The sequence below is a fragment of the Paraburkholderia terricola genome (assembly GCF_003330825.1).
In the GTDB taxonomy this organism is placed as follows: domain Bacteria; phylum Pseudomonadota; class Gammaproteobacteria; order Burkholderiales; family Burkholderiaceae; genus Paraburkholderia; species Paraburkholderia terricola.
In genome coordinates this window covers 1,787,309-1,806,746 of the sequence record NZ_CP024941.1, presented here as the reverse complement: position 1 = coordinate 1,806,746, position 19,438 = coordinate 1,787,309, and the positions used below count along the sequence as shown (strand labels likewise).

16 protein-coding genes and 1 pseudogene are annotated in these 19,438 nt (G+C 66.1%); 15 read left to right on the top strand and 2 right to left on the bottom strand.

The features are described 5' to 3' along the window. Positions 1-98 precede the first annotated feature (98 nt). Positions 99-1,676, bottom strand: a pseudogene (locus CUJ90_RS08195) (methyl-accepting chemotaxis protein); the annotation flags it as partial. Between the two features lie 406 nt (positions 1,677-2,082). Here CUJ90_RS08195 and mdcA point away from each other — a divergent pair. The 8 genes from mdcA (at position 2,083) to mdcH (ending at position 8,916) form a co-directional block, all read left to right on the top strand. After that, positions 2,083-3,744, top strand: coding sequence for a malonate decarboxylase subunit alpha (gene mdcA, locus CUJ90_RS08190; protein ID WP_083083655.1), 1,662 nt, complete (start codon positions 2,083-2,085; stop codon positions 3,742-3,744). Next, complete coding sequence (locus CUJ90_RS08185; RefSeq protein ID WP_114162382.1) at positions 3,744-4,670, top strand: triphosphoribosyl-dephospho-CoA synthase; 927 nt, start codon at positions 3,744-3,746, stop codon at positions 4,668-4,670. The genes mdcA and CUJ90_RS08185 overlap by 1 nt, the downstream gene beginning before the upstream one ends. Before the next feature lie 8 nt (positions 4,671-4,678). Next, positions 4,679-4,987 (top strand): malonate decarboxylase subunit delta, encoded by a 309-nt coding sequence (locus CUJ90_RS08180; RefSeq protein WP_073426714.1) that lies wholly within the window; start codon positions 4,679-4,681, stop codon positions 4,985-4,987. Positions 4,988-4,992: 5 nt separating this feature from the next. Further along, the gene (locus tag CUJ90_RS08175; protein ID WP_114163480.1) at positions 4,993-5,844 is read left to right on the top strand and encodes a biotin-independent malonate decarboxylase subunit beta; all 852 of its coding nucleotides are present in this window, start codon (positions 4,993-4,995) and stop codon (positions 5,842-5,844) included. Continuing rightward, positions 5,841-6,662, top strand: coding sequence for a biotin-independent malonate decarboxylase subunit gamma (gene mdcE, locus CUJ90_RS08170; protein WP_073426716.1), 822 nt, complete (start codon positions 5,841-5,843; stop codon positions 6,660-6,662). Before CUJ90_RS08175 ends, mdcE begins: the two co-directional genes overlap by 4 nt. 82 nt (positions 6,663-6,744) lie before the next feature. Next, complete coding sequence (gene madL / locus CUJ90_RS08165) at positions 6,745-7,140, top strand: malonate transporter subunit MadL (RefSeq protein ID WP_073426717.1); 396 nt, start codon at positions 6,745-6,747, stop codon at positions 7,138-7,140. 14 nt (positions 7,141-7,154) lie between these two features. Then, positions 7,155-7,922 carry a malonate transporter subunit MadM gene (madM, locus tag CUJ90_RS08160; RefSeq protein ID WP_073426718.1) on the top strand — a complete coding sequence of 256 codons (768 nt, stop codon included), beginning with the start codon at positions 7,155-7,157 and terminating at the stop codon, positions 7,920-7,922. Positions 7,923-7,983: 61 nt separating this feature from the next. Beyond that, positions 7,984-8,916 (top strand): malonate decarboxylase subunit epsilon, encoded by a 933-nt coding sequence (gene mdcH / locus CUJ90_RS08155; protein ID WP_114162381.1) that lies wholly within the window; start codon positions 7,984-7,986, stop codon positions 8,914-8,916. Positions 8,917-8,963: 47 nt separating this feature from the next. Here mdcH and CUJ90_RS08150 read toward each other — a convergent pair whose 3' ends face one another. Next, positions 8,964-9,878: a LysR family transcriptional regulator gene (locus CUJ90_RS08150; RefSeq protein WP_073426720.1), complete on the bottom strand. Its 915-nt coding sequence runs from the start codon at positions 9,876-9,878 to the stop codon at positions 8,964-8,966. A gap of 283 nt (positions 9,879-10,161) precedes the next feature. On the opposite strand from CUJ90_RS08150, the gene CUJ90_RS08145 reads away from it, so the two are divergent. From CUJ90_RS08145 to CUJ90_RS08115, 7 genes are read left to right on the top strand one after another with little or no spacing between them, the layout of a single operon-like run. Beyond that, positions 10,162-10,347, top strand: coding sequence for a hypothetical protein (locus CUJ90_RS08145; RefSeq protein ID WP_073426721.1), 186 nt, complete (start codon positions 10,162-10,164; stop codon positions 10,345-10,347). Beyond that, a complete protein-coding gene (locus CUJ90_RS08140; protein ID WP_114162380.1) occupies positions 10,344-11,753 on the top strand; it encodes a NarK family nitrate/nitrite MFS transporter in 1,410 nt (469 codons plus the stop codon). The genes CUJ90_RS08145 and CUJ90_RS08140 overlap by 4 nt, the downstream gene beginning before the upstream one ends. A 16-nt stretch (positions 11,754-11,769) precedes the next feature. After that, positions 11,770-15,576: a nitrate reductase subunit alpha gene (locus CUJ90_RS08135; protein ID WP_114162379.1), complete on the top strand. Its 3,807-nt coding sequence runs from the start codon at positions 11,770-11,772 to the stop codon at positions 15,574-15,576. A 28-nt stretch (positions 15,577-15,604) separates the two neighbouring features. Continuing rightward, positions 15,605-17,128 (top strand): nitrate reductase subunit beta, encoded by a 1,524-nt coding sequence (gene narH, locus CUJ90_RS08130; protein ID WP_114162378.1) that lies wholly within the window; start codon positions 15,605-15,607, stop codon positions 17,126-17,128. A gap of 3 nt (positions 17,129-17,131) precedes the next feature. Beyond that, positions 17,132-17,866: a nitrate reductase molybdenum cofactor assembly chaperone gene (narJ, locus tag CUJ90_RS08125; protein WP_114162377.1), complete on the top strand. Its 735-nt coding sequence runs from the start codon at positions 17,132-17,134 to the stop codon at positions 17,864-17,866. Continuing rightward, positions 17,863-18,591 (top strand): respiratory nitrate reductase subunit gamma, encoded by a 729-nt coding sequence (narI, locus tag CUJ90_RS08120; protein WP_114162376.1) that lies wholly within the window; start codon positions 17,863-17,865, stop codon positions 18,589-18,591. Before narJ ends, narI begins: the two co-directional genes overlap by 4 nt. Before the next feature lie 19 nt (positions 18,592-18,610). Further along, the gene (locus CUJ90_RS08115) at positions 18,611-19,390 is read left to right on the top strand and encodes a peptidylprolyl isomerase (protein ID WP_114162375.1); all 780 of its coding nucleotides are present in this window, start codon (positions 18,611-18,613) and stop codon (positions 19,388-19,390) included. Positions 19,391-19,438: the final 48 nt, after the last annotated feature.

Sequence of the window (19,438 nt, the reverse complement as noted above, 5' to 3'; positions counted from 1 at the left end):
CGAATCGCGACGGGGGTCTCGCTCCGCTGTCCATGACGGGCGCGAGCGAACCACGGCGCGGTTCGCCGCCCCCCTCGCGACTTACACGCCGGGCCTCACGCGCGCGCGCCGTCGAGACGGAAGAACGCCACCGCCTCGGTCAACTGGCGGCCCTGGTCCTCCAGCGAGGTCGACGCGGCCGCCGCTTCCTCGACGAGCGCGGCGTTCTGCTGCGTGACCGTGTCCATCTGCGTGATCGCCACGTTGACCTGCTCGATGCCGCGGCTTTGCTCGCCCGAGGCCGCGGCGATCTCGCCCATGATGTCGGTCACGCGCGCCACCGCCTGCGTGACTTCGGCCATCGTCTTGCCCGCCTCGCCCGCGAGCGTCGAGCCGTTGTGAATCTTCTGCACCGAGGCGTTGATCAGATCCTTGATCTCCTTGGCCGCGCTCGACGAACGCTGCGCGAGACTTCTGACCTCGCTCGCCACCACCGCGAAGCCGCGGCCCTGCTCGCCGGCACGCGCGGCTTCCACCGCCGCGTTGAGCGCGAGGATGTTGGTCTGGAACGCGATGCCTTCGATGATCCCGGTGATATCCGCGACCTTGGTCGAACTCTCGCTGATGTCGGTCATCGTCTCCACGACCTGTCCGACCACGGCGCTGCCTTTCAGGGCGACTTCCGAGGCATTGGCGGCGAGCGTGCTCGCCTGCTGCGCGTTCTCCGCGTTCTGCTTCACCGTGGACGTGAGCTCTTCCATGCTCGACGCGGTTTCCTGCAGCGACGACGCCTGCTGTTCGGTGCGCGACGACAGGTCCTGGTTGCCCGAGGCGATCTGGCTGGACCCGGTGGCGATATTGTCCGCCGAGGTCCGCACCTGGGCGATCAGCTTCACGAGGCTCGCCTGCATCTCGCCCATCGAGGCGAGCACGCTGCCGCGCGGCGCGGCCTGCGCGCCCGGCACGGAGCCGAGATCGCCGCCGGCCACGCGCCGGGTCACCTCGCCCAGCGCAGCCGGCTCCGCGCCCAGTGCGCGCGTCACGCTGCGGGTAATCAGGAATGCCGCGACGAGCGCCGCGCCGATTGCCGCGAGGCAGATGCCGATCAGCAGCATGCGCTGCGTCGCGTAGTGTTGGGCCGACTCCTGCATCAGGGCCTGGGCCCGGTTGCGGGTGAATTCGCTATACGTATTGGTCGCCTTGACGAGCGCCGCGAGCAGCGGACGGCATTGCTCGTTCATCATGGCGATCGCCTCCTCGTGCCGCTTGTTCAACGCGGCGTCGACGATCGCGAGCGCGACCGGCCCGTACTGGGCCTCGACCCGGTCGATGTCGGCCACCAGGGCGCGCGCCGCCTCGTTCGCATCGCCAGCGTTCGCGATCATCTCCTTCAGGTGCTTGAGCCGCGCCTGCACGTCCGCGTGCGCCTGGGTCACGGCGGCCTTTTCGATTTCCAGATCCGCCGGCTTCGTCACGAGCACCAGATTGCGCGCGGCGATCGCACGCCGGTCGACCGCGGTGCGCACCTTCGCGGCCACCTCCGCGCGGGCGCTAATGCCGCTCACGTAATCCGAGAAGCGCTCGTTCGCATCGTTCAATGCAACGAGCGCGAGCACCGATACCCCCAGCACCATCGCCGCTAACACGCTGAACGCCGTCGTGAGCTTCGCCCGTACGGTCATCTGTCTGGAATTCATGCTTCATACCTCCACCGTTCGCCGGTTTCGTCATATTCGCCGCCCTGCGCGGCCATCACCTGCTGCCCTGGTGCTTGTTGCTATGTCGGCTGCATCACGACGGTCCTTGAATGCCGATGCGCCCGCCAATCGTTTGCGTCAGGGTTCAGGAGCGATGGGGCTTACCCGGCGCCACCCCGCGCGACGGGGTGCGATCTGGCAATGCGGGTTCGTTGCGCTCCCATACGCGCGGCCGTCTGGGAAAACCCCAGGACAACGATCGGGACCCCGCCGGCCCCGTCCCGGCGCGGTTTCAGCGCCCGGCTCGCCAGATCGTTACCCTTGGGATAACAGACGCGTCCCGAACGTGATTGAACCGGGATACCCCGCTCCCTAGACTCGCCTCATGTCCTGAGCGAGAGCGCACATGTCCGGTCAAAGTCAGTCCTCATCCCGTTGGGCCACCCGCCGCGCGGAAAAGCATCGCCGGCTCGCGCGCGTCGCAGCGATCGCGGACGGCGCGGTTCTCCCCGCCGAGCGTATCGTCGACGTCCTGCAAGCCCTGATCGCCCCCGGCGACCGCGTGGTCGTCGAGGGCAACAACCAGAAGCAGGCCGATTTCCTGTCGCGCTCGCTGGCGAAAGTGGACCCCGAAATCGTCCACGATCTGCATCTGATCATTCCGAGCGTGAGCCGCGCCGAGCATCTGGACCTGTTCGAGCGCGGCATCGCGAGGAAACTCGATTTCGCCTTCGCCGGCGCGCAAAGCCTGCGCATCTCGCAGTTCCTGCAGGACGGCATCCTCGAAATCGGCGCGATCCATACCTACATCGAACTGTATGGGCGGCTGTACGTCGATCTGACGCCGAACGTCGTGCTGGTCGCCGGCTACAAGGCGGATCGGCAAGGCAATCTCTACACGGGTCCGAGCACCGAGGACACGCCCGCCCTCGTCGAAGCCGCCGCGTTTCGCGACGGCATCGTGATCGCGCAGGTCAACGAGATCGTCGACGACCCGAAGGACCTGCCGCGCGTCGACATCCCCGGCTCGTGGATCGACTTCGTGGTGCAGTCGGACAAGCCGTTCTTCATCGAGCCGCTGTTCACGCGCGATCCGCGCCTCATCACGCCGGTTCAGGTGCTGATGGGGATGATGGCGATTCGCGGCATCTACGAGCGGCACCAGGTGCAGTCGCTCAATCACGGCATCGGCTTCAACACGGCCGCGATCGAACTGCTCCTGCCGACCTACGGCGAGAAGCTCGGCCTGAAGGGCAAGATCTGCAAGCACTGGACCCTGAACCCGCATCCGACGCTGATCCCCGCGATCGAAACCGGCTGGGTCGAGAGCGTGCACTGCTTCGGCGGCGAACTGGGCATGGAAGCCTACGTCGCGCAACGGCCGGACATCTTCTTCACCGGCCGCGACGGTTCGATGCGCTCCAATCGCGCGATGTGCCAGCTTGCCGGGCAATACGCGGTCGACATGTTCATCGGCTCGACCTTGCAGATGGACGGCGCCGGCAACTCGTCGACGGTCACGCATGGCCGCCTCACCGGCTTCGGCGGCGCGCCCAACATGGGCCACGATCCGCATGGCCGGCGCCACGCCACCCCGGCGTGGCTCGATCTGCTGCAAACGGACAGTCCGCTGGAGCGCGGCCGCAAGCTCGTCGTGCAGATGGTCGAGACGTTCCAGGCGGGCGGGCAGCCCACCATCGTCGAATCGATCGATGCGGTCGACGTCGGCCGCGAGTCCGGCATGCCGCTCGCGCCGGTCATGATCTACGGCGACGACGTCACGCACGTGCTCACCGAGGAAGGCATCGCCTATCTGTACAAGGCGCGCTCGCTCGAACATCGCAAGGAGATGATCGCGGCGGTCGCGGGCGTGACGCCCATCGGCCTCACGAGCAGCGCCGACAAACTCGCGACGCTGCGCCGCGACGGCTTCGTCGCGTTGCCGGAGGACCTCGGCATTCAGCGCGGCGAAGCCACCCGTTCGCTGCTGGCCGCGAAGAGCATGGCCGATCTGGTCGACTGGTCGGACGGTTTGTATGAGCCGCCCGCGCGGTTCAGGAGCTGGTGATGCGCGAGACCCTCGCCATGCCAGTAGCGCGAGCGCGACGCGCGACACCGGATCTCGCCGGGCGTTTGGGCGAACACGTGGTGGCGGCGCTGATCGAGGAAGCCACGCTCGCGCCGAAGCCGGGACTCGTCGACATCCGCGGCCGCGGCGCGCATCACGATCTCGACTGGGAACTGATGTGCGTGTCGGCGCTTGCATTGCAGCCGACCTTCACCCAACTGGCGCGCGCGGGCCAGGAGATGCAGCCGACGCAGTCGCTGCAACGTATGCAGTCGCTGCGCGAGCGCATCGGCGCGATCGGGCGCGACGGCGAAGCCCGCATGCTCGACGCGACGCATGGCGTGAACACCCATCGCGGTGCGATCTGGGCGCTCGGGCTGCTCGTGACCGCCGCGGCGGCCGGCCCCGCCGACCCCGTCGACCCCGCCGACCGAACACCACACGCCATCGCCGCGCGCGCCGGAGCGCTCGCGCGTGTGCCCGACCGCCACGCGCCCGCGCTGACCGGCAACAAGGGCGAGCGGGCATGCCTCGACTACAACGTGGGCGGCGCGCGCGGCCAGGCGCAAGCCGGCTTTCCGCATGTCGTGGAGGTGGCGCTGCCGGAACTCTCACGCTCGCGCCGGCGCGGCGACAGCGAGACGGCCGCACGCCTGAACGCGCTGCTCGCGATCATGGCGAGTCTCGACGATACCTGCGTGCTCGCACGCGGCGGCCCCGGCGCGCTCGCCGAACTGCAGGACGGCGCGCGGCGCGTGCTGGCGCTCGGCGGCGCCGCGTCGCTTGCCGGCCGCCGTCATTTGAAGCTGCTGGACCGACGGCTCGTCGAACTGCACGTGTCGCCCGGCGGCGCGGCCGATCTGCTCGCCGCCGCCCTCTTTCTCAACCGGCTTCACCGCGAAGCCGCTCCTACGACGCAGGCTTAGGAACGCATATGGAAACCATCGTCCTCGAATTCCCGGCGGGGCAACCCGCGCCAGGCCGCGCGCTGGCGGGCGTGGTCGCGTCGGGCGACCTCGAAGTGCTGCTCGAGGCGAACGGCTCGCCGCGCACCGTGGTGAACATCACGACTTCCGTCGATGGCATGGGCCGCGTCTGGGAAGCCGTGCTCGAACGCATCTTCGGCGACGGCACGCTGCCCGCCGCGAAGATCGAGATCAACGATTCCGGCGCGACGCCGGCCGTCGTGCGCATGCGCATCGGCCAGGTGCTGGAACAACTGGCGACAACCGGCGGAGCATGACGATCATGGACACACAGGCATTGCTGGAACGCCAGAGCTTCATCGAACTCGACGCGCGCAGCCGCGCGAAACACCTGCTCGACGCCGGCACCTTCAGCGAACTGCTCGATCCGTTCGAGCGCGTGCGTTCGCCGTGGCTCGCGCGGCAAGGCATCGTGACGCAGGCCGACGACGGCACGGTGGTCGCGCGAGGCGAGCTCGACGGGCAGCCCGCAGTCGTGCTCGCCATCGACGCCGGCTTTCAGGGCGGCAGCATGGGCGAAGTGTCCGCGGCGAAAATCGCGGGCAGCCTCGAACTCGCCGCCGAGGACAACCGCAACGGCATTCCGATGCGCGCCGTGATTCTCTTCGAAACGGGCGGCGTGCGCTTGCAGGAAGCGAATCTCGGGCTCGCGGCGATCGCGGAGATTCACGCCGCCATCGTCGACTTGCGGCGCTATCAGCCGGTGATCGGCATCACGGCGGGGCCGATCGGCTGCTACGGCGGCATGTCGATCGCGGCGGGCCTGTGCAGCTACCTGATCGCCACCCGCGAAGCGCGCCTCGGACTCAACGGACCCACGGTCATCGAGCAGGAGGCCGGCATCGCCGAATTCGATTCGCGCGACCGTCCGATGATCTGGAGCTTCACGGGCGGCGAGCAACGCCATCGCACGGGGCTGGTCGACGTGTACGCCGCCGACGACGCCGGCGCGATCCGCGCCGCCGTCATCGAACGGTTTCGCGCGGGACGTCCCGAGGCGTGCCGCAGCGAATGCGTGGCCGGCTTTCTGCAACGGCTTGCCGAGGTCGATCCCGAAGCGCAAGCCACCCCGCAACAGGCGGCCGCCATCTACAGCAAGGGGTTCAGGTCATGAGCACACAGGAGCTTTCGAAGCGCGGCGCGGTATGGCTCGACGCGCTCACTTACAGCGCGCCGTTGCAGGCGGGCTATCCGCCTTCGGTGCGGGTCGTCGATGCGCGGCTCGGCGAGCATCCCGCGCGCTTCATCGCGGTGGTGCCCGACCCGGATAACGCGTTCCCGCGCGCACGCAGCGGCGAAGTCGGACTGATCGAGGGTTGGGAGATCGCGCGAGCGGTGCGCGAGGTGATCGACGCCGATGCCGGCCGCGAGGACCACGAGAAGCGCGCAATCGTCGCCGTGATCGACGTCGCGAGCCAGGCCTACGGACGGCGCGAGGAAGCCTACGGCATCCACCAGGCGCTCGCCGGCGCCGCCGATGCGTATGCGAGCGCGCGCCTCGCCGGTCATCCGGTGATCGGGCTGATCGTCGGACGGGCGATGTCGGGCGCGTTTCTCGCGCACGGCTATCAGGCCAACCGCCTGATCGCGCTCGCCGATTCGCAGGTCATGGTTCACGCGATGGGCAAGGAATCCGCCGCGCGGGTTACGCTACGCTCGGTAGCCGATCTGGAGGCGTTCACGGCACGCGTGCCGCCGATGGCCTACGACATCGACAACTATGCGTCGCTCGGGCTGCTGTGGAAGCTCCTGAGCGTGAGGAACGCCGATGCGCCCAACGGCGCCGATCAATCCGCTGTCGAAAAGGCGTTGCAGGAAGCTTTCGACGAGATTCGCGCCGACCCGTCGCGCGGCCTCGGCAGCCGGCTCGGCAGCGCGCATCGCGCAAGCTCGGTGACCGTGCGCCGCAAGCTGCGCGAGCAGTGGCGCTGAACCGCGCCGACCCCATCCCCGCCCATCCCGCTTCACGCACCGGCTCGTAAGAAGCCATTAAACGTATGACAGGAGACACGAAATGATCATCTATGGAACCGCGCTGCTTGCGTTCTGCCATCTGGCGGGACTCTTCCTCGGCGACCTGCTGGGGCTCGCGATCGGCGTCAAGACGAATGTCGGCGGCGTCGGCATTGCGATGCTGCTGCTGATTTTCCTGCGCCTTTATCTGCACGGACGCGGACTGTTGCCGAAGGAAACCGAGGCGGGCGTGGGCTTCTGGGGCGCGATGTACATCCCCGTGGTGGTGGCGATGGCCGCCAATCAGAACGTGGTGGCCGCGCTCAAGGGCGGTCCGGTCGCGCTGCTGTCGGCATTGGGCGCGGTGGCCGTCTGCGCGTGCTGCATTGCCGTTCTTTCCCGCACCGGGAGCGACAGCACGTCGCTCGTCAGCGCGCCGAAACTCGAAGAAATCTGAGGCAGGAGACCATCATGTTGCATATGCTCGATAAAGTTCTGATCCAGAACGGCCTCGTGACTTCGTTCGCGCTGGTCGGCCTCATCATGTGGGTGTCGTCGCTGATCTCGCGCAAGCTGACCTTCGGGCGCGTGCACGGCTCGGCCATCGCGATCGTGATCGGCCTCGTGCTGGCCTATTTCGGCGGCGTCTTCACCGGCGGACAAAAAGGCCTCGCGGACCTGCCGCTCTTCACCGGCGTCGGCCTGATGGGCGGCGCGATGCTGCGCGACTTCGCCATCGTCGCGACCGCCTTCGAGGTGCAGGCCACCGAGGCGCGCAAGGCCGGGCTCATCGGCGTGGTGTCGCTGCTGCTCGGCACCGTGCTGCCGTTCATCGTCGGCGCGAGCATCGCCCACGCGTTCGGCTACACCGACGCGGTCAGCATGACGACCATCGGCGCGGGCGCGGTCACCTATATCGTCGGCCCCGTCACCGGCGCGGCCATCGGCGCAAGCTCCGACGTGATCGCGCTCAGCATCGCGACGGGCCTCATCAAGGCGATCATCGTGATGGTCGGCACGCCGATCGCGGCGGGTTTCATGGGACTGAAGACGCCCCGCTCCGCGATGATCTTCGGCGGCCTCGCCGGCACCGTCAGCGGCGTGAGCGCCGGACTCGCCGCGACCGATCGGCGGCTGGTGCCGTATGGCGCGCTGATCGCGACGTTTCACACGGGCATCGGCTGCCTGCTCGGACCTTCGCTGCTGTTCTTCGCGACCCGAGCGCTGATGGCCGCGTGAAACGCGCGAGCGAGCGCGGCGTGCAGAGTGCGGCGTGCATGATGCGCCACGGAGAAGCCTCATGAGCGTGCTGTTCACCTTCCCCGGCCAGGGCTCGCAGCGAAGCGGCATGCTGCACGCGCTGCCGGATCACGTCGCGGCCGCTCGCGCGATCGAGGAGGCCAGCGACACGCTGGGCTACGACGTCCGCGCGCTCGACACCGCCGATGCGCTGCGCTCCACCACCGCGGTGCAGCTTTGCCTGCTGATCGCGGGCGTCGCGCAGGCGCGCGTTCTGGGTGCCCGCGGTCACGAGCCCGACCTCGTGACGGGCCTTTCGATCGGCGCCTATCCCGCCGCCGTCAGCGCCGGCGCGCTTCACTATGCCGACGCCGTGAGGCTCGTCGCCTTGCGCGGACAGTTGATGGAGCGCGCCTATCCGGGCGGCTACGGCATGACCGCGATCGTCGGCATGACGCAACGCGCGCTCGAACCTTTGATCGCGCGAGTCAACAGCGCGGCCATGCCGGTGTTTCTGGCGAACATCAACGCGCAGACGCAGATGGTGGTGGCGGGCAGTCACGCCGCCATGCACGAACTCGCAACGCTGGCGGGCGAACACGGCGCGCAACGCTGCGAGCGTCTCGACGTGGCGGTACCCTCCCATTGCGCGTTGCTCGACGAACCCGCGGCCGAACTCGCCGATGCGTTCGCCAGGGTAGCCGTGCAAGCGCCTCGCGTCGTGTATCTGAGCAGCAGCGTCGCGCGGCCGCTGTTCGACGGCCCGCGCCTCGCGGCCGATCTTGCCGGCAACATGGCGCGGCCGGTGCGCTGGCACGACACGATCAGGCTCGCGTGGGAGCGAGGCGCGCGGCTCGCGGTCGAGATGCCGCCCGCCAACGTGCTGACGCGGCTCAGTTGCGCGATCTTCGGCGAAGGCATTGCGGTGAGTTGCAGCGAGACGGCGCTGCGTGACGTTGAAGCGCTGATCGAGCGGGAACGGGCGCGCGAATGACGTGAAGCGTCGGGCGACGCCTCGGTTGCCGCCTCAGTTTTCTAACCTCAGATGACGCTTCTCGTGCGAAGCCGGCAAACGGCCATCAGCGCGAGCAGGTTCGGATCGCGTTCGCGCGCGCGCAGAAAGCTCACGCCGATGGTCTGACGCATCAAAAATTGCGGCTTGAGCGGAATGAACTGCACCTGGTCGCCGAACACGCCGCGCACGCGGCCCGGCAACAGCGTATAGCCGACTCCGCCGCTCACCAGGTTCATCAACGAAAAGATATCGCCGACTCGCATGGTCACGTTCGGCGTGAAGCCCGCGACGCGAAACGCCTCCAGAAAACCGCGATACGTGACGAAGCCCTCGCCCAGCGAAACAAAGGTCTCGTCGCGGCAGTCGCACAGATCGACGGCCTCCTGATTCGCATACGGTGAACCGGCCGGCGCCGCGAAAAAGATGTCGTCCTCGAAAAGCGGAATGGACTCGATTTCCGGATCGGCGTCGGGCAAGGCCATCAACGCCGCATCGATCGCACCCCGCTTGAGCTTGTCGAGCAGTTCCGCGTTCGAGCCGAGCGCGAGTTCGACCTGGAGTGTCGGCCGCCGCACCTTGATGTCGATGACGATGCCAGGCACGGCCCGGATGGTCAGCGAGTAAAGCGAGCCGATCTTCAGACGGTCCGACGAATAGCCCGCCGCCTCGCGCGTCGCGCGAATGCCGTCGGACATGGTGGTGAGCACTTCTTGCGCGACATCGGCCAGCATCTGCGCCGCTTCGGTCGATTTCAGATTACGGCCTTCGTGCCGAAAGAGCGCGCATCGCACACCCTGTTCGAGCGAATGCAGCGCGCGATGAACACTGACGGTACTGACGTTCAACGCCTCGGCCGCCTTCGACAGGTTCCCCGTCTCCATGAAAGCGAGCAGGACTTCCAGCTTGCGAAAAGTGATCTCCTCGTCGATTCGGTCGCGCATCTCGATGCTTCGGCAGGTGGAAACAGGCCATTATCGGCTCGCGCCAGCGCTGCACAAATAGCGTTAACCCCGCATTCGCGCGCTCACGCGAACACCGGATCGCGGCGTTGCCGGTTGATCCATCTCAATCCGATGACAATTGCGAAGCCCACTAGTTCTTTCGAACTACGGCCAGCCGTGACGGCATAGTTCCAATGCCTCGCGCGTGACCCCCATTCGACGGATATTCATCCGCACCCCCGCCGCCCACAATCGTGCTCAACCATTCGAGCGGCGTCACATCATGAATCCCTTGCCTAACCCGATTTTCGACCAGAGCTGGCCACTGCAGGATGCCGCCGTGCTGATGTTCTGCCTGTCGGTGGCGATCTGGCTCGCGTGCTTCGTGATGGACCTGCGACAGCACGCAACACGGCCGCGCCCGGACACCCCCGGGCGGGCCGACCGTCCAACAGGAGAATTGCAATGAACTCCCGGCCGATAGCATCGCGGCCAGGCCGCACGCTCGCGATCTGGTCCCCCGAAGACAAGGCGTTCTGGGAACGTGAAGGCGAAGCGATCGCGAGGCTCAACCTGTGGATCTCGGTCCCCGCGTTGTTCCTCGCGTTCGCCATCTGGCAGGTGTGGAGCGTCGTCGCGGTGAACCTGCCGACGCTCGGCTTCCGCTACTCGACCAACCAGTTGTTCTGGCTCGCGGCGGCGCCCGCGCTGAGCGGCGCGACGCTGCGCATCTTCTATTCGTTCATGGTGCCGCTCGTCGGCGGCCGTCGCTGGACGGCGATCTCGACGGCCTCGCTGTTGATCCCCGCCATCGGTATCGGTTTCGCGGTGCAGGACAACACCACCACCTATCCGACCATGCTCGGGCTCGCGTTGCTGTGCGGCCTGGGCGGCGGCAACTTCAGTTCGAGCATGGCGAACATCAGCTTCTTCTTTCCGAAGGAGCGCAAGGGCTCGGCGCTCGGCGTCAACGCGGGACTCGGCAACCTGGGGGTGTCGGTCGTGCAGTTCCTGAGTCCGCTGGTGGTCACCGCCGGCATCTTCGGCATCTTTGCCGGCGACCCGCAAAGCGTCGTCAAGGCCGGACAGACCACGCTCGTGTGGACGCAGAACGCCGCCTTCGTGTGGGTGCCGTGGATCGCCCTGGCGTCGCTCGCCGCATGGTTCGGCATGAACGATCTCGCGGAAGCAAAGGCGTCGTTCGCCGAACAGGCGGTGATCTTCCGGCGCAAGCACAACTGGCTGATGTGCGTGCTGTACCTCGGCACCTTCGGCTCGTTTATCGGCTATGCGGCGGGCTTTCCGCTGCTGATCAAGAGCCAGTTCCCCGGTGTGAATCCGCTCGCCTACGCGTGGCTGGGACCGCTAGTCGGCGCCGCGGTGCGCCCCTTCGGCGGCTGGCTCGCCGACAAGCTGGGCGGTGCGCGCGTCACGCTGTGGAACTTCGTCGTGATGGCATGCGCGGTGGGCGGCGTGCTGATGTTCCTGCCCAGCGGTGCCTCGGCGGGCAGCTTCGCGGGTTTCTTCGGCAGCTTTCTCGTGCTGTTCCTGACCACGGGCATCGGCAACGGCTCGACGTTCCGCATGATCCCGGTGATCTTTCTCACCTCGAAGCTGCGCGAGGTCGACCCGGCGAACCGCGAAGCGGTGCAGCGCGCGACGCGGGAAGGCAACACCGAGGCCGCGGCCACGCTGGGATTTTCCGCGGCGATGGCGGCCTACGGCGGCTTCTTCATCCCCAAGAGCTATGGCAGCGCCATCGCCCTCACCGGCGGCCCTCAAGCGGCGCTGTACGTGTTCATCGCCTTCTATCTCGTGTGCATCGCCGTGACGTGGTGGCACTACGCCCGCCGCAACGCGCCGATGCCCTGCTGAAACCGGAGCCTGTTCCATGAGCCATTTTCTCGACCGACTGACCCACTTCGCGCTCCCCAAAGAGCAGTTCGCGGACGGTCACGGCGTCACCACGGGCGAAGACCGCACGTGGGAAGACACTTACCGTAATCGCTGGGCCCACGACAAGATCGTGCGCAGCACGCACGGCGTGAACTGCACGGGCTCCTGTTCATGGAAGATCTATGTGAAGGGCGGCATCGTCACGTGGGAAACGCAGCAGACCGATTACCCGCGCACCCGCTGGGACATGCCCAATCATGAACCGCGCGGCTGCGCGCGCGGCGCGTCGTACTCGTGGTATCTGTACAGCGCGAACCGCGTGAAATACCCGATGGTGCGCGGACGCCTGCTCGAACGCTGGCGCGCCGCCTTGAAGGCGCAGGGCGATCCGGTCGCGGCGTGGGCCTCGATCGTCGAGAACGCCGAGGCGCGGCGCGATTATCAAAAGGTGCGCGGCATGGGCGGCTTCGTGCGCAGCAGTTGGGACGAGGTGAACCGGATCGTCGCCGCCGCCAATGTCTATACGATCAGGAAGCACGGCCCCGATCGCATCATCGGCTTCTCGCCGATTCCCGCGATGAGCATGGTCAGCTATGCGGCAGGCAGCCGCTACCTGAGCCTGATCGGCGGCGTCTGCATGAGCTTCTACGACTGGTACTGCGATCTGCCGCCGGCCAGTCCGCAAATCTGGGGCGAGCAGACCGACGTGCCGGAATCGGCGGACTGGTACAACTCGTCCTACATCATCGCGTGGGGCAGCAATGTTCCGCAAACGCGCACGCCCGATGCGCACTTCTTCACCGAGGTCCGCTACAAGGGCACGAAAACCGTCGCGGTGACGCCCGACTACAGCGAAGTGGCGAAGCTCTCCGACCTCTGGCTGCATCCGCGGCAGGGAACCGATGCGGCGCTCGCGATGGCGATGGGTCACGTCGCGCTCAACGAGTTCTACTTCAAGACGCGCAGCGAATACTTCGACGGCTACGCGCGGCGCTACACCGACCTGCCCATGCTCGTGATGCTCAAGGCGCACACGCTGCCGGACGGGCGCGAGACCCTGGTGCCGGACCGCTATCTGCGCGCGAGCGACTTCAACGGCAAGCTCGGGCAATCGAACAATCCCGAATGGAAAACCATCGCGTTCGACACGAACGGGCGTGCCGTGCTGCCCAACGGTTCGATCGGTTTTCGCTGGGGCGCGGAAGGCGGCGAGGACGCCGGCAAGTGGAATCTGGAGGACAAGGAAGCGCGTCACGGCGAGGCGGCCACGCTCAAGCTCTCGGTGCTGGAAGACGGCTCGCAACCGTATGAGATCGTCGATATCGCCCTGCCCTACTTCGGCGGCGTTGCGTCACCGCATTTCACCGCCAATGAACTGAACGGACAGATCAATCACGTCAAGGCGCCGGCGGTGCGCCTGCGTCTCGGCAAGGAAGGCGACACGCGCGAAGCGCTGGTCGCCACCGTGTTCGATCTGCAAGCGGCGCAGTACGGGATCGACCGCGGCCTCGGCAGCGGCGCGGCCAGTTACGACGACAATGCCGCGTACACCCCGGCCTGGGCGGAGTCGATCACCGGCGTGCCGCGCGATCAGATCGTCACCGTGGCGCGCGAATTCGCCGCCAACGCGGACAAGACGCACGGCCGCTCGATGGTGATCATCGGCGCGGCCATGAATCACTGGTATCACGCCGACATGAACTATCGCGGCGTAATCAACCTGTTGATGATGTGCGGCTGCATCGGCCAGAGCGGCGGCGGCTGGGCGCACTACGTCGGCCAGGAAAAGCTGCGCCCGCAAACCGGCTGGACCGCGCTCGCCTTCGCGCTGGACTGGATCCGTCCGCCGAGGCAGATGAACGGCACGAGCTTTTTCTACGCGCACACCGACCAGTGGCGCTACGAAAAGCTGAACATGGAGGAAATCGCTTCGCCGCTCGCGGACAAGCGTCTCTATGGCGGCAGCATGATCGACTACAACGTGCGTGCGGAGCGCATGGGCTGGCTGCCCAGCGCACCGCAGTTGAAAACCAATCCCTTGCAGGTGGCGAAGCAGGCGGCCGAGCACGGCATGGAAGCGAACGACTATGTCGTGCAGGGGCTGCGCGACGGCAGCTTGCAGATGAGCTGCGAAGATCCCGATGCGCCGCAAAACTGGCCGCGCAACATGTTCGTGTGGCGCTCGAACCTGCTCGGCTCGTCGGGCAAGGGCCATGAGTATTTTTGCAAGCATCTGCTCGGGACGGAAAACGGCGTGCAGGGCAAGGACCTGGGCCGCGACGACGCGCGCCCTGTCGAGGTCGAATGGCACGACGAGGCGCCGGAGGGCAAGCTCGATCTTCTGGTGACGCTGGACTTCCGCATGAGCACGACCTGCCTGTATTCGGACATCGTCCTGCCGACCGCCAGCTGGTACGAGAAAAACGACCTCAATACGAGCGACATGCACCCGTTCATTCACCCGCTTTCGGCGGCGGTCGATCCGGTTTGGCAGGCCCGTTCCGACTGGGAAATCTACAAGGGTTTCGCGAAGGCTTTCAGCGAGGTCTGCGTGGGTCATCTCGGCGTCGAGCGCGATGTCGTACTGACGCCGTTGATGCACGATTCGCCGGCGGAACTCGCGCAACCCTTCGAGGTGAAGGAGTGGAAGAAAGGCGAATGCGATCTCATCCCCGGCAAGACGGCGCCGCAGATCGCCGTGGTGGAGCGCGACTACCCGAACGTCTTCAAGCGCTTCACCGCGCTCGGTCCGTTGATGAACCAGATCGGCAACGGCGGCAAGGGTATTGCGTGGAAAACCGAAACCGAGGTGACGCAACTCGGCCAGTTGAATGGCCTCACCCAGGACGACGGCCCGACCAAAGGCATGCCGCGCATCGTCACCGATATCGACGCCTGCGAAGTGATCCTGCAGCTTGCGCCTGAAACGAATGGTCATGTGGCGGTAAAAGCCTGGGAAGCGCTGTCGAAAGCCACCGGCCGCGAGCACAAGCATCTCGCGCTCTATCGCGAGGACGAGAAGATCCGCTATCGCGACGTGCAGGCGCAGCCCCGCAAGATCATCAGTTCGCCGACCTGGAGCGGCATCGAAAGCGAAACGGTCAGCTATAACGCCGGCTACACCAACGTTCACGAACTGATTCCATGGCGCACGCTGACCGGACGCCAGCAGTTCTACCAGGATCATCCGTGGATGATCGCGTTCGGCGAGGCCTTCTCGAGCTACCGTCCGCCGGTGGATCTGAAGGCGACGGGCGGCATGCATCACGTCAAGCCCAACGGTCACCCGGAGATCGTCCTGAACTTCATCACGCCGCACCAGAAGTGGGGCATTCACAGCACCTACAGCGACAACCTGCTGATGCTCACGCTGAATCGCGGCGGCCCCGTGATCTGGCTCAGCGAAGACGACGCGAAGCGCGCCGGTGTCGAGGACAACGACTGGGTCGAGCTGTTCAACATCAACGGCGCGATTGCGGCGCGCGCGGTGGTCAGCCAACGGGTCAATTCCGGCATGGTGCTGATGTATCACGCACAGGAAAAGATCATCAATACGCCGGGTTCGGAGATTACAGGGATACGCGGCGGCATTCACAACTCGGTCACCCGGATCGTGCTCAAGCCCACCCACATGATCGGCGGCTATGCGCAACTGAGCTACGGGTTCAACTACTACGGGACGATCGGCACCAACCGCGACGAATTCGTCGTGGTCCGCAAGATGAAAGACGTCGACTGGCTGGATACCCCACGCGGCGACAAACTCGCGCGCGCCTATCAGTCCCAGGGCGAGAACCCCTGATCGATCGCCGGTCCCAAGGAGCCAAATCATGAAAATACGCGCACAGATCGGCATGGTGCTGAACCTGGACAAATGCATCGGCTGTCATACCTGCAGCGTGACCTGCAAGAACGTGTGGACGAGCCGGCCGGGCGTGGAATACGCCTGGTTCAACAATGTCGAAACGAAGCCGGGCATCGGCTACCCGAAAGAATGGGAGAACCAGGACAAATGGAACGGCGGCTGGGTGCGCCACGCCGATGGTTCGATCGCGCCGCGCCAGGGCGCGAAGTGGAAACTGCTGATGCGCATCTTCGCCAATCCGAACCTGCCGCAGATCGACGACTACTACGAGCCCTTCACGTTCGACTACGACCATTTGCAGAGCGCGCCGGAAATGAAAGCGGCGCCGACCGCCAGGCCGCGCAGCCTGATTACCGGTCAGCGCATGGAGAAGATCGTCTGGGGGCCGAACTGGGAAGAAATTCTCGGCGGCGAGTTCAGCAAGCGCAGCAAGGACCGCAATTTCGACGACATCCAGAAGGACATCTACGGCCAGTTCGAAAACACCTTCATGATGTATCTGCCGCGCCTGTGCGAGCACTGCCTGAACCCGGCATGCGTCGCATCGTGCCCGTCCGGCTCGATCTACAAGCGCGAGGAAGACGGCATCGTGCTGATCGACCAGGACAAGTGCCGCGGCTGGCGCATGTGCGTGAGCGGCTGTCCGTACAAGAAAATCTACTACAACTGGAAGAGCGGCAAGGCCGAGAAATGCATCTTCTGCTATCCGCGTATCGAGGCCGGACAGCCGACGGTGTGCTCCGAAACCTGCGTCGGACGCATCCGCTATCTCGGCGTGCTGCTGTACGACGCGGACCGCATCGAACAGGCCGCGAGCGTCGAGCACGACAAGGACTTGTACGAGGCGCAGCTCGGCATCTTTCTCGACCCGCACGATCCTGAAGTGATCGAACAGGCCCGCAAGGACGGCATACCGGAGAACTGGCTCGACGCCGCGCGCGCGAGCCCGGTCTACAAGATGGCGGTCGACTGGAAAGTGGCGTTGCCGTTGCACCCCGAATACCGCACGCTGCCGATGGTCTGGTATGTGCCGCCGCTCTCGCCGATCACCGCTGCCGCGAACGCGGGCCACGTGAGCGCCAACGGCGAAATCCCCGACGTGAACCAGTTGCGCATTCCGGTCAAATATCTCGCGAACCTGTTTACCGCGGGCGACACGAAACCCGTGGTGCGCGCGCTCGAACGGATGCTCGCCATGCGCGCCTATCAGCGCGGCAAACAGGTGGACGGCTGGGAAAACCACGCCGCGCTGCAACAGGTAGGTCTCAGCACCCAGGAAGTGGAAGACATGTACCGCACGATGGCGATCGCCAATTACGAAGACCGTTTCGTGATTCCGACCACGCACCGCGAGTATGCGGAGAACGCCTTCAACGTGCGCGGCGGTTGCGGGTTCAGCTTCGGCAACGGCTGCTCCGATGGGGTGACGGAAACGAGCCTGTTCGGCAGCGAGAAGAAGCGCACCATTCCCATCAAGGCCGAGGTCTGAACGATGTCCACTCAAGCCCTTCATTCCGCCGCGCATGCCACGACGCTACGCGTGCTCGCGCATCTGCTCGACTATCCCGACGCGGCGCTGCGTGAACATCTACCCGACCTGCGCGCGGCCTTGCACGGACAGCGCACGCTGAGTGCCGCGCGGCTCGCCGAACTCGATGCGTTGATCGATCAGCTTCTGCACGCCACGGGCTTCGACGCCGAGGCCGCCTACGTCGACCTCTTCGATCGGGGACGCGGCACCGCGCTGCACCTGTTCGAGCACGTTCACGGCGATTCGCGCGACCGCGGCCCGGCGATGATCGATCTGCTCAAGACCTATGAGGAAGCGGGACTCTATCTCGCCTCCGGCGAACTGCCGGACCACCTGACCGTGGTGCTGGAATACGCGTCGACGCAACCGCCGCTAGCGGCCGCCGATTTTCTGCGGGAGATCGCGCACATCCTGCGCAGCATCTTCAGCGCGTTGACGAGGCGCGAGAGCGCCTACGCCTGCGTGCTGGCCGCGCTGCTCGATCTGGCCGGCGAACCGACGAAGCTCGTCGAGGTGGCCGCCGAGCCCTTGCTCGATGAGACGTGGAGCGAGCCCGCCGCCTTTGGCGGCTGTTCATCCGAGGGGCAACGCAGTCCCGGCGAATCGCAACCCGTGCGTATCGTCAGAACGCCACGCCAGCCGGAACATGGTCAACCCGGTCAACCCGGTCAATCCGCGCATGGAGCGTCCACATGAATATCGCCGCGCACACCTTCTTCTTCAGCGTCTATCCGTACATTTGCCTCGCCGTGTTCCTGCTGGGCAGTCTCGCGCGCTTCGACCGCGATCAGTACACGTGGAAGAGCGATTCGTCGCAGCTTCTGCGCGCGGGCCAATTGCGCTGGGGAAGCAACCTGTTTCACATCGGCATCCTGTTCCTGCTGTTCGGGCACACGGTGGGCCTGCTGACGCCGCATTTCCTCTACGAGCCGTTCATCAGCGCGCAGCACAAGCAACTGCTGGCGATCATTTCGGGCGGGACGGCCGGCCTCATCTGCTTCGCCGGTCTGAGCGTGCTGCTGCACCGGCGCATCTTCGATCCGCGCATCCGTCTCACGAGCCGGCGGACCGATCTGGCGATTCTCGTGATTCTCTGGGTGCAACTCTGCCTCGGCCTGCTCACGCTGCCCTACTCGTTCGCCGACCGGGGCGATGCGCATACCATGCTGGCGCTCGCCGACTGGGCGCAGCGCATCGTGACGTTCCGCCCCGACGCAAGCGGCCTGCTCGCGGTCGAGTGGCCGTTCAAGGTGCATATCGTGCTCGGCATGACGATCTTCCTGCTGTTCCCGTTCAGCCGGCTGGTCCATGTGTGGAGCGGCTTCGCATCGGTCGCGTACCTGGTGCGCCCTTATCAACTGGTGCGCTCGCGGCGCCTGAACGTGCCGGCCGGTCATCAACAGCCGCGTCGCCGAATCTGACTCGCAGGAGGATCGAAACATGCAAGAGAATCTGTCCGCCGTCGCAACCGTCAATGGGATTGCGCTGCATGGCGGTGGCGACATGCTGTCCGCCGAGGATTTACGCCAGCGTGCGTGCATCGAACTGCTGCGCCAGTCCGCCATCGAGGCAGGTCTGCTCGCCGCGGACGACCCGCTGCCCACCGACGGCGCCATCAGCGTCGCCGCCTCCGAGGCGATCGACGCCTTGCTGGAGCGCGCATTGCAATTGCCTGAACCGACCGGGGACGCCTGCCGCCGCTACCATGCCGCGCATCGAAACCGCTACGCCGTCGGCGAGCGGGTGCGTGCGCGTCATGTGTTGTTCGCCGTCACGCCCGGCGTCGATATCGGCGCGCTGCGCAAGCGCGCCGAAGCGTGCCTGCTGGATCTGCGCTGCGACGATGCGGCAGCCGACGACCGCTTCGCCCGCGTGGCGCGGGATCTGTCGAACTGTCCGAGCGGCGGCGCGGGCGGAGACCTCGGATGGCTGCGCGCCGACGAATGCGCGCCCGAGCTCGCCAAAGCACTGTTCGGCCGACCGGACATCGGCGTATTGCCGCAACTCGTGCACAGCCGCTTCGGCCTGCACGTGGTCGAGGTCATGGAGCGGGACGCCGGCGCCGTGCCCGCCTTCGAGGCGGTGCGCGAGGCGGTCGCGCAGGCGCTGCGCCAGCAGACCTTCGCCACGGCGCTGCGCCAGTACGTCAGCGTGCTCGCGGGCCGGGCCGCTATCGCGGGCGTGGACCTCGATGCCGCGGCCACGCCCCTCGTCCAGTAGTCTTTTCAGTATTCGTCGGACTGTCGCGGTTATGGCGGTTGTGCCGGC

Bases quoted from the DNA above. Each gene is read 5' to 3' on its own strand.
- mdcA (WP_083083655.1), top strand. From the start codon at position 2,083: ATGTCCGGTCAAAGTCAGTCCTCATCCCGTTGGGCCACCCGCCGCGCG.
- CUJ90_RS08185 (WP_114162382.1), top strand. From the start codon at position 3,744: ATGCGCGAGACCCTCGCCATGCCAGTAGCGCGAGCGCGACGCGCGACA.
- CUJ90_RS08180 (WP_073426714.1), top strand. From the start codon at position 4,679: ATGGAAACCATCGTCCTCGAATTCCCGGCGGGGCAACCCGCGCCAGGC.
- CUJ90_RS08175 (WP_114163480.1), top strand. From the start codon at position 4,993: ATGGACACACAGGCATTGCTGGAACGCCAGAGCTTCATCGAACTCGAC.
- mdcE (WP_073426716.1), top strand. From the start codon at position 5,841: ATGAGCACACAGGAGCTTTCGAAGCGCGGCGCGGTATGGCTCGACGCG.
- madL (WP_073426717.1), top strand. From the start codon at position 6,745: ATGATCATCTATGGAACCGCGCTGCTTGCGTTCTGCCATCTGGCGGGA.
- madM (WP_073426718.1), top strand. From the start codon at position 7,155: ATGTTGCATATGCTCGATAAAGTTCTGATCCAGAACGGCCTCGTGACT.
- mdcH (WP_114162381.1), top strand. From the start codon at position 7,984: ATGAGCGTGCTGTTCACCTTCCCCGGCCAGGGCTCGCAGCGAAGCGGC.
- CUJ90_RS08150 (WP_073426720.1), bottom strand. From the start codon at position 9,878: ATGCGCGACCGAATCGACGAGGAGATCACTTTTCGCAAGCTGGAAGTC.
- CUJ90_RS08145 (WP_073426721.1), top strand. From the start codon at position 10,162: ATGAATCCCTTGCCTAACCCGATTTTCGACCAGAGCTGGCCACTGCAG.
- CUJ90_RS08140 (WP_114162380.1), top strand. From the start codon at position 10,344: ATGAACTCCCGGCCGATAGCATCGCGGCCAGGCCGCACGCTCGCGATC.
- CUJ90_RS08135 (WP_114162379.1), top strand. From the start codon at position 11,770: ATGAGCCATTTTCTCGACCGACTGACCCACTTCGCGCTCCCCAAAGAG.
- narH (WP_114162378.1), top strand. From the start codon at position 15,605: ATGAAAATACGCGCACAGATCGGCATGGTGCTGAACCTGGACAAATGC.
- narJ (WP_114162377.1), top strand. From the start codon at position 17,132: ATGTCCACTCAAGCCCTTCATTCCGCCGCGCATGCCACGACGCTACGC.
- narI (WP_114162376.1), top strand. From the start codon at position 17,863: ATGAATATCGCCGCGCACACCTTCTTCTTCAGCGTCTATCCGTACATT.
- CUJ90_RS08115 (WP_114162375.1), top strand. From the start codon at position 18,611: ATGCAAGAGAATCTGTCCGCCGTCGCAACCGTCAATGGGATTGCGCTG.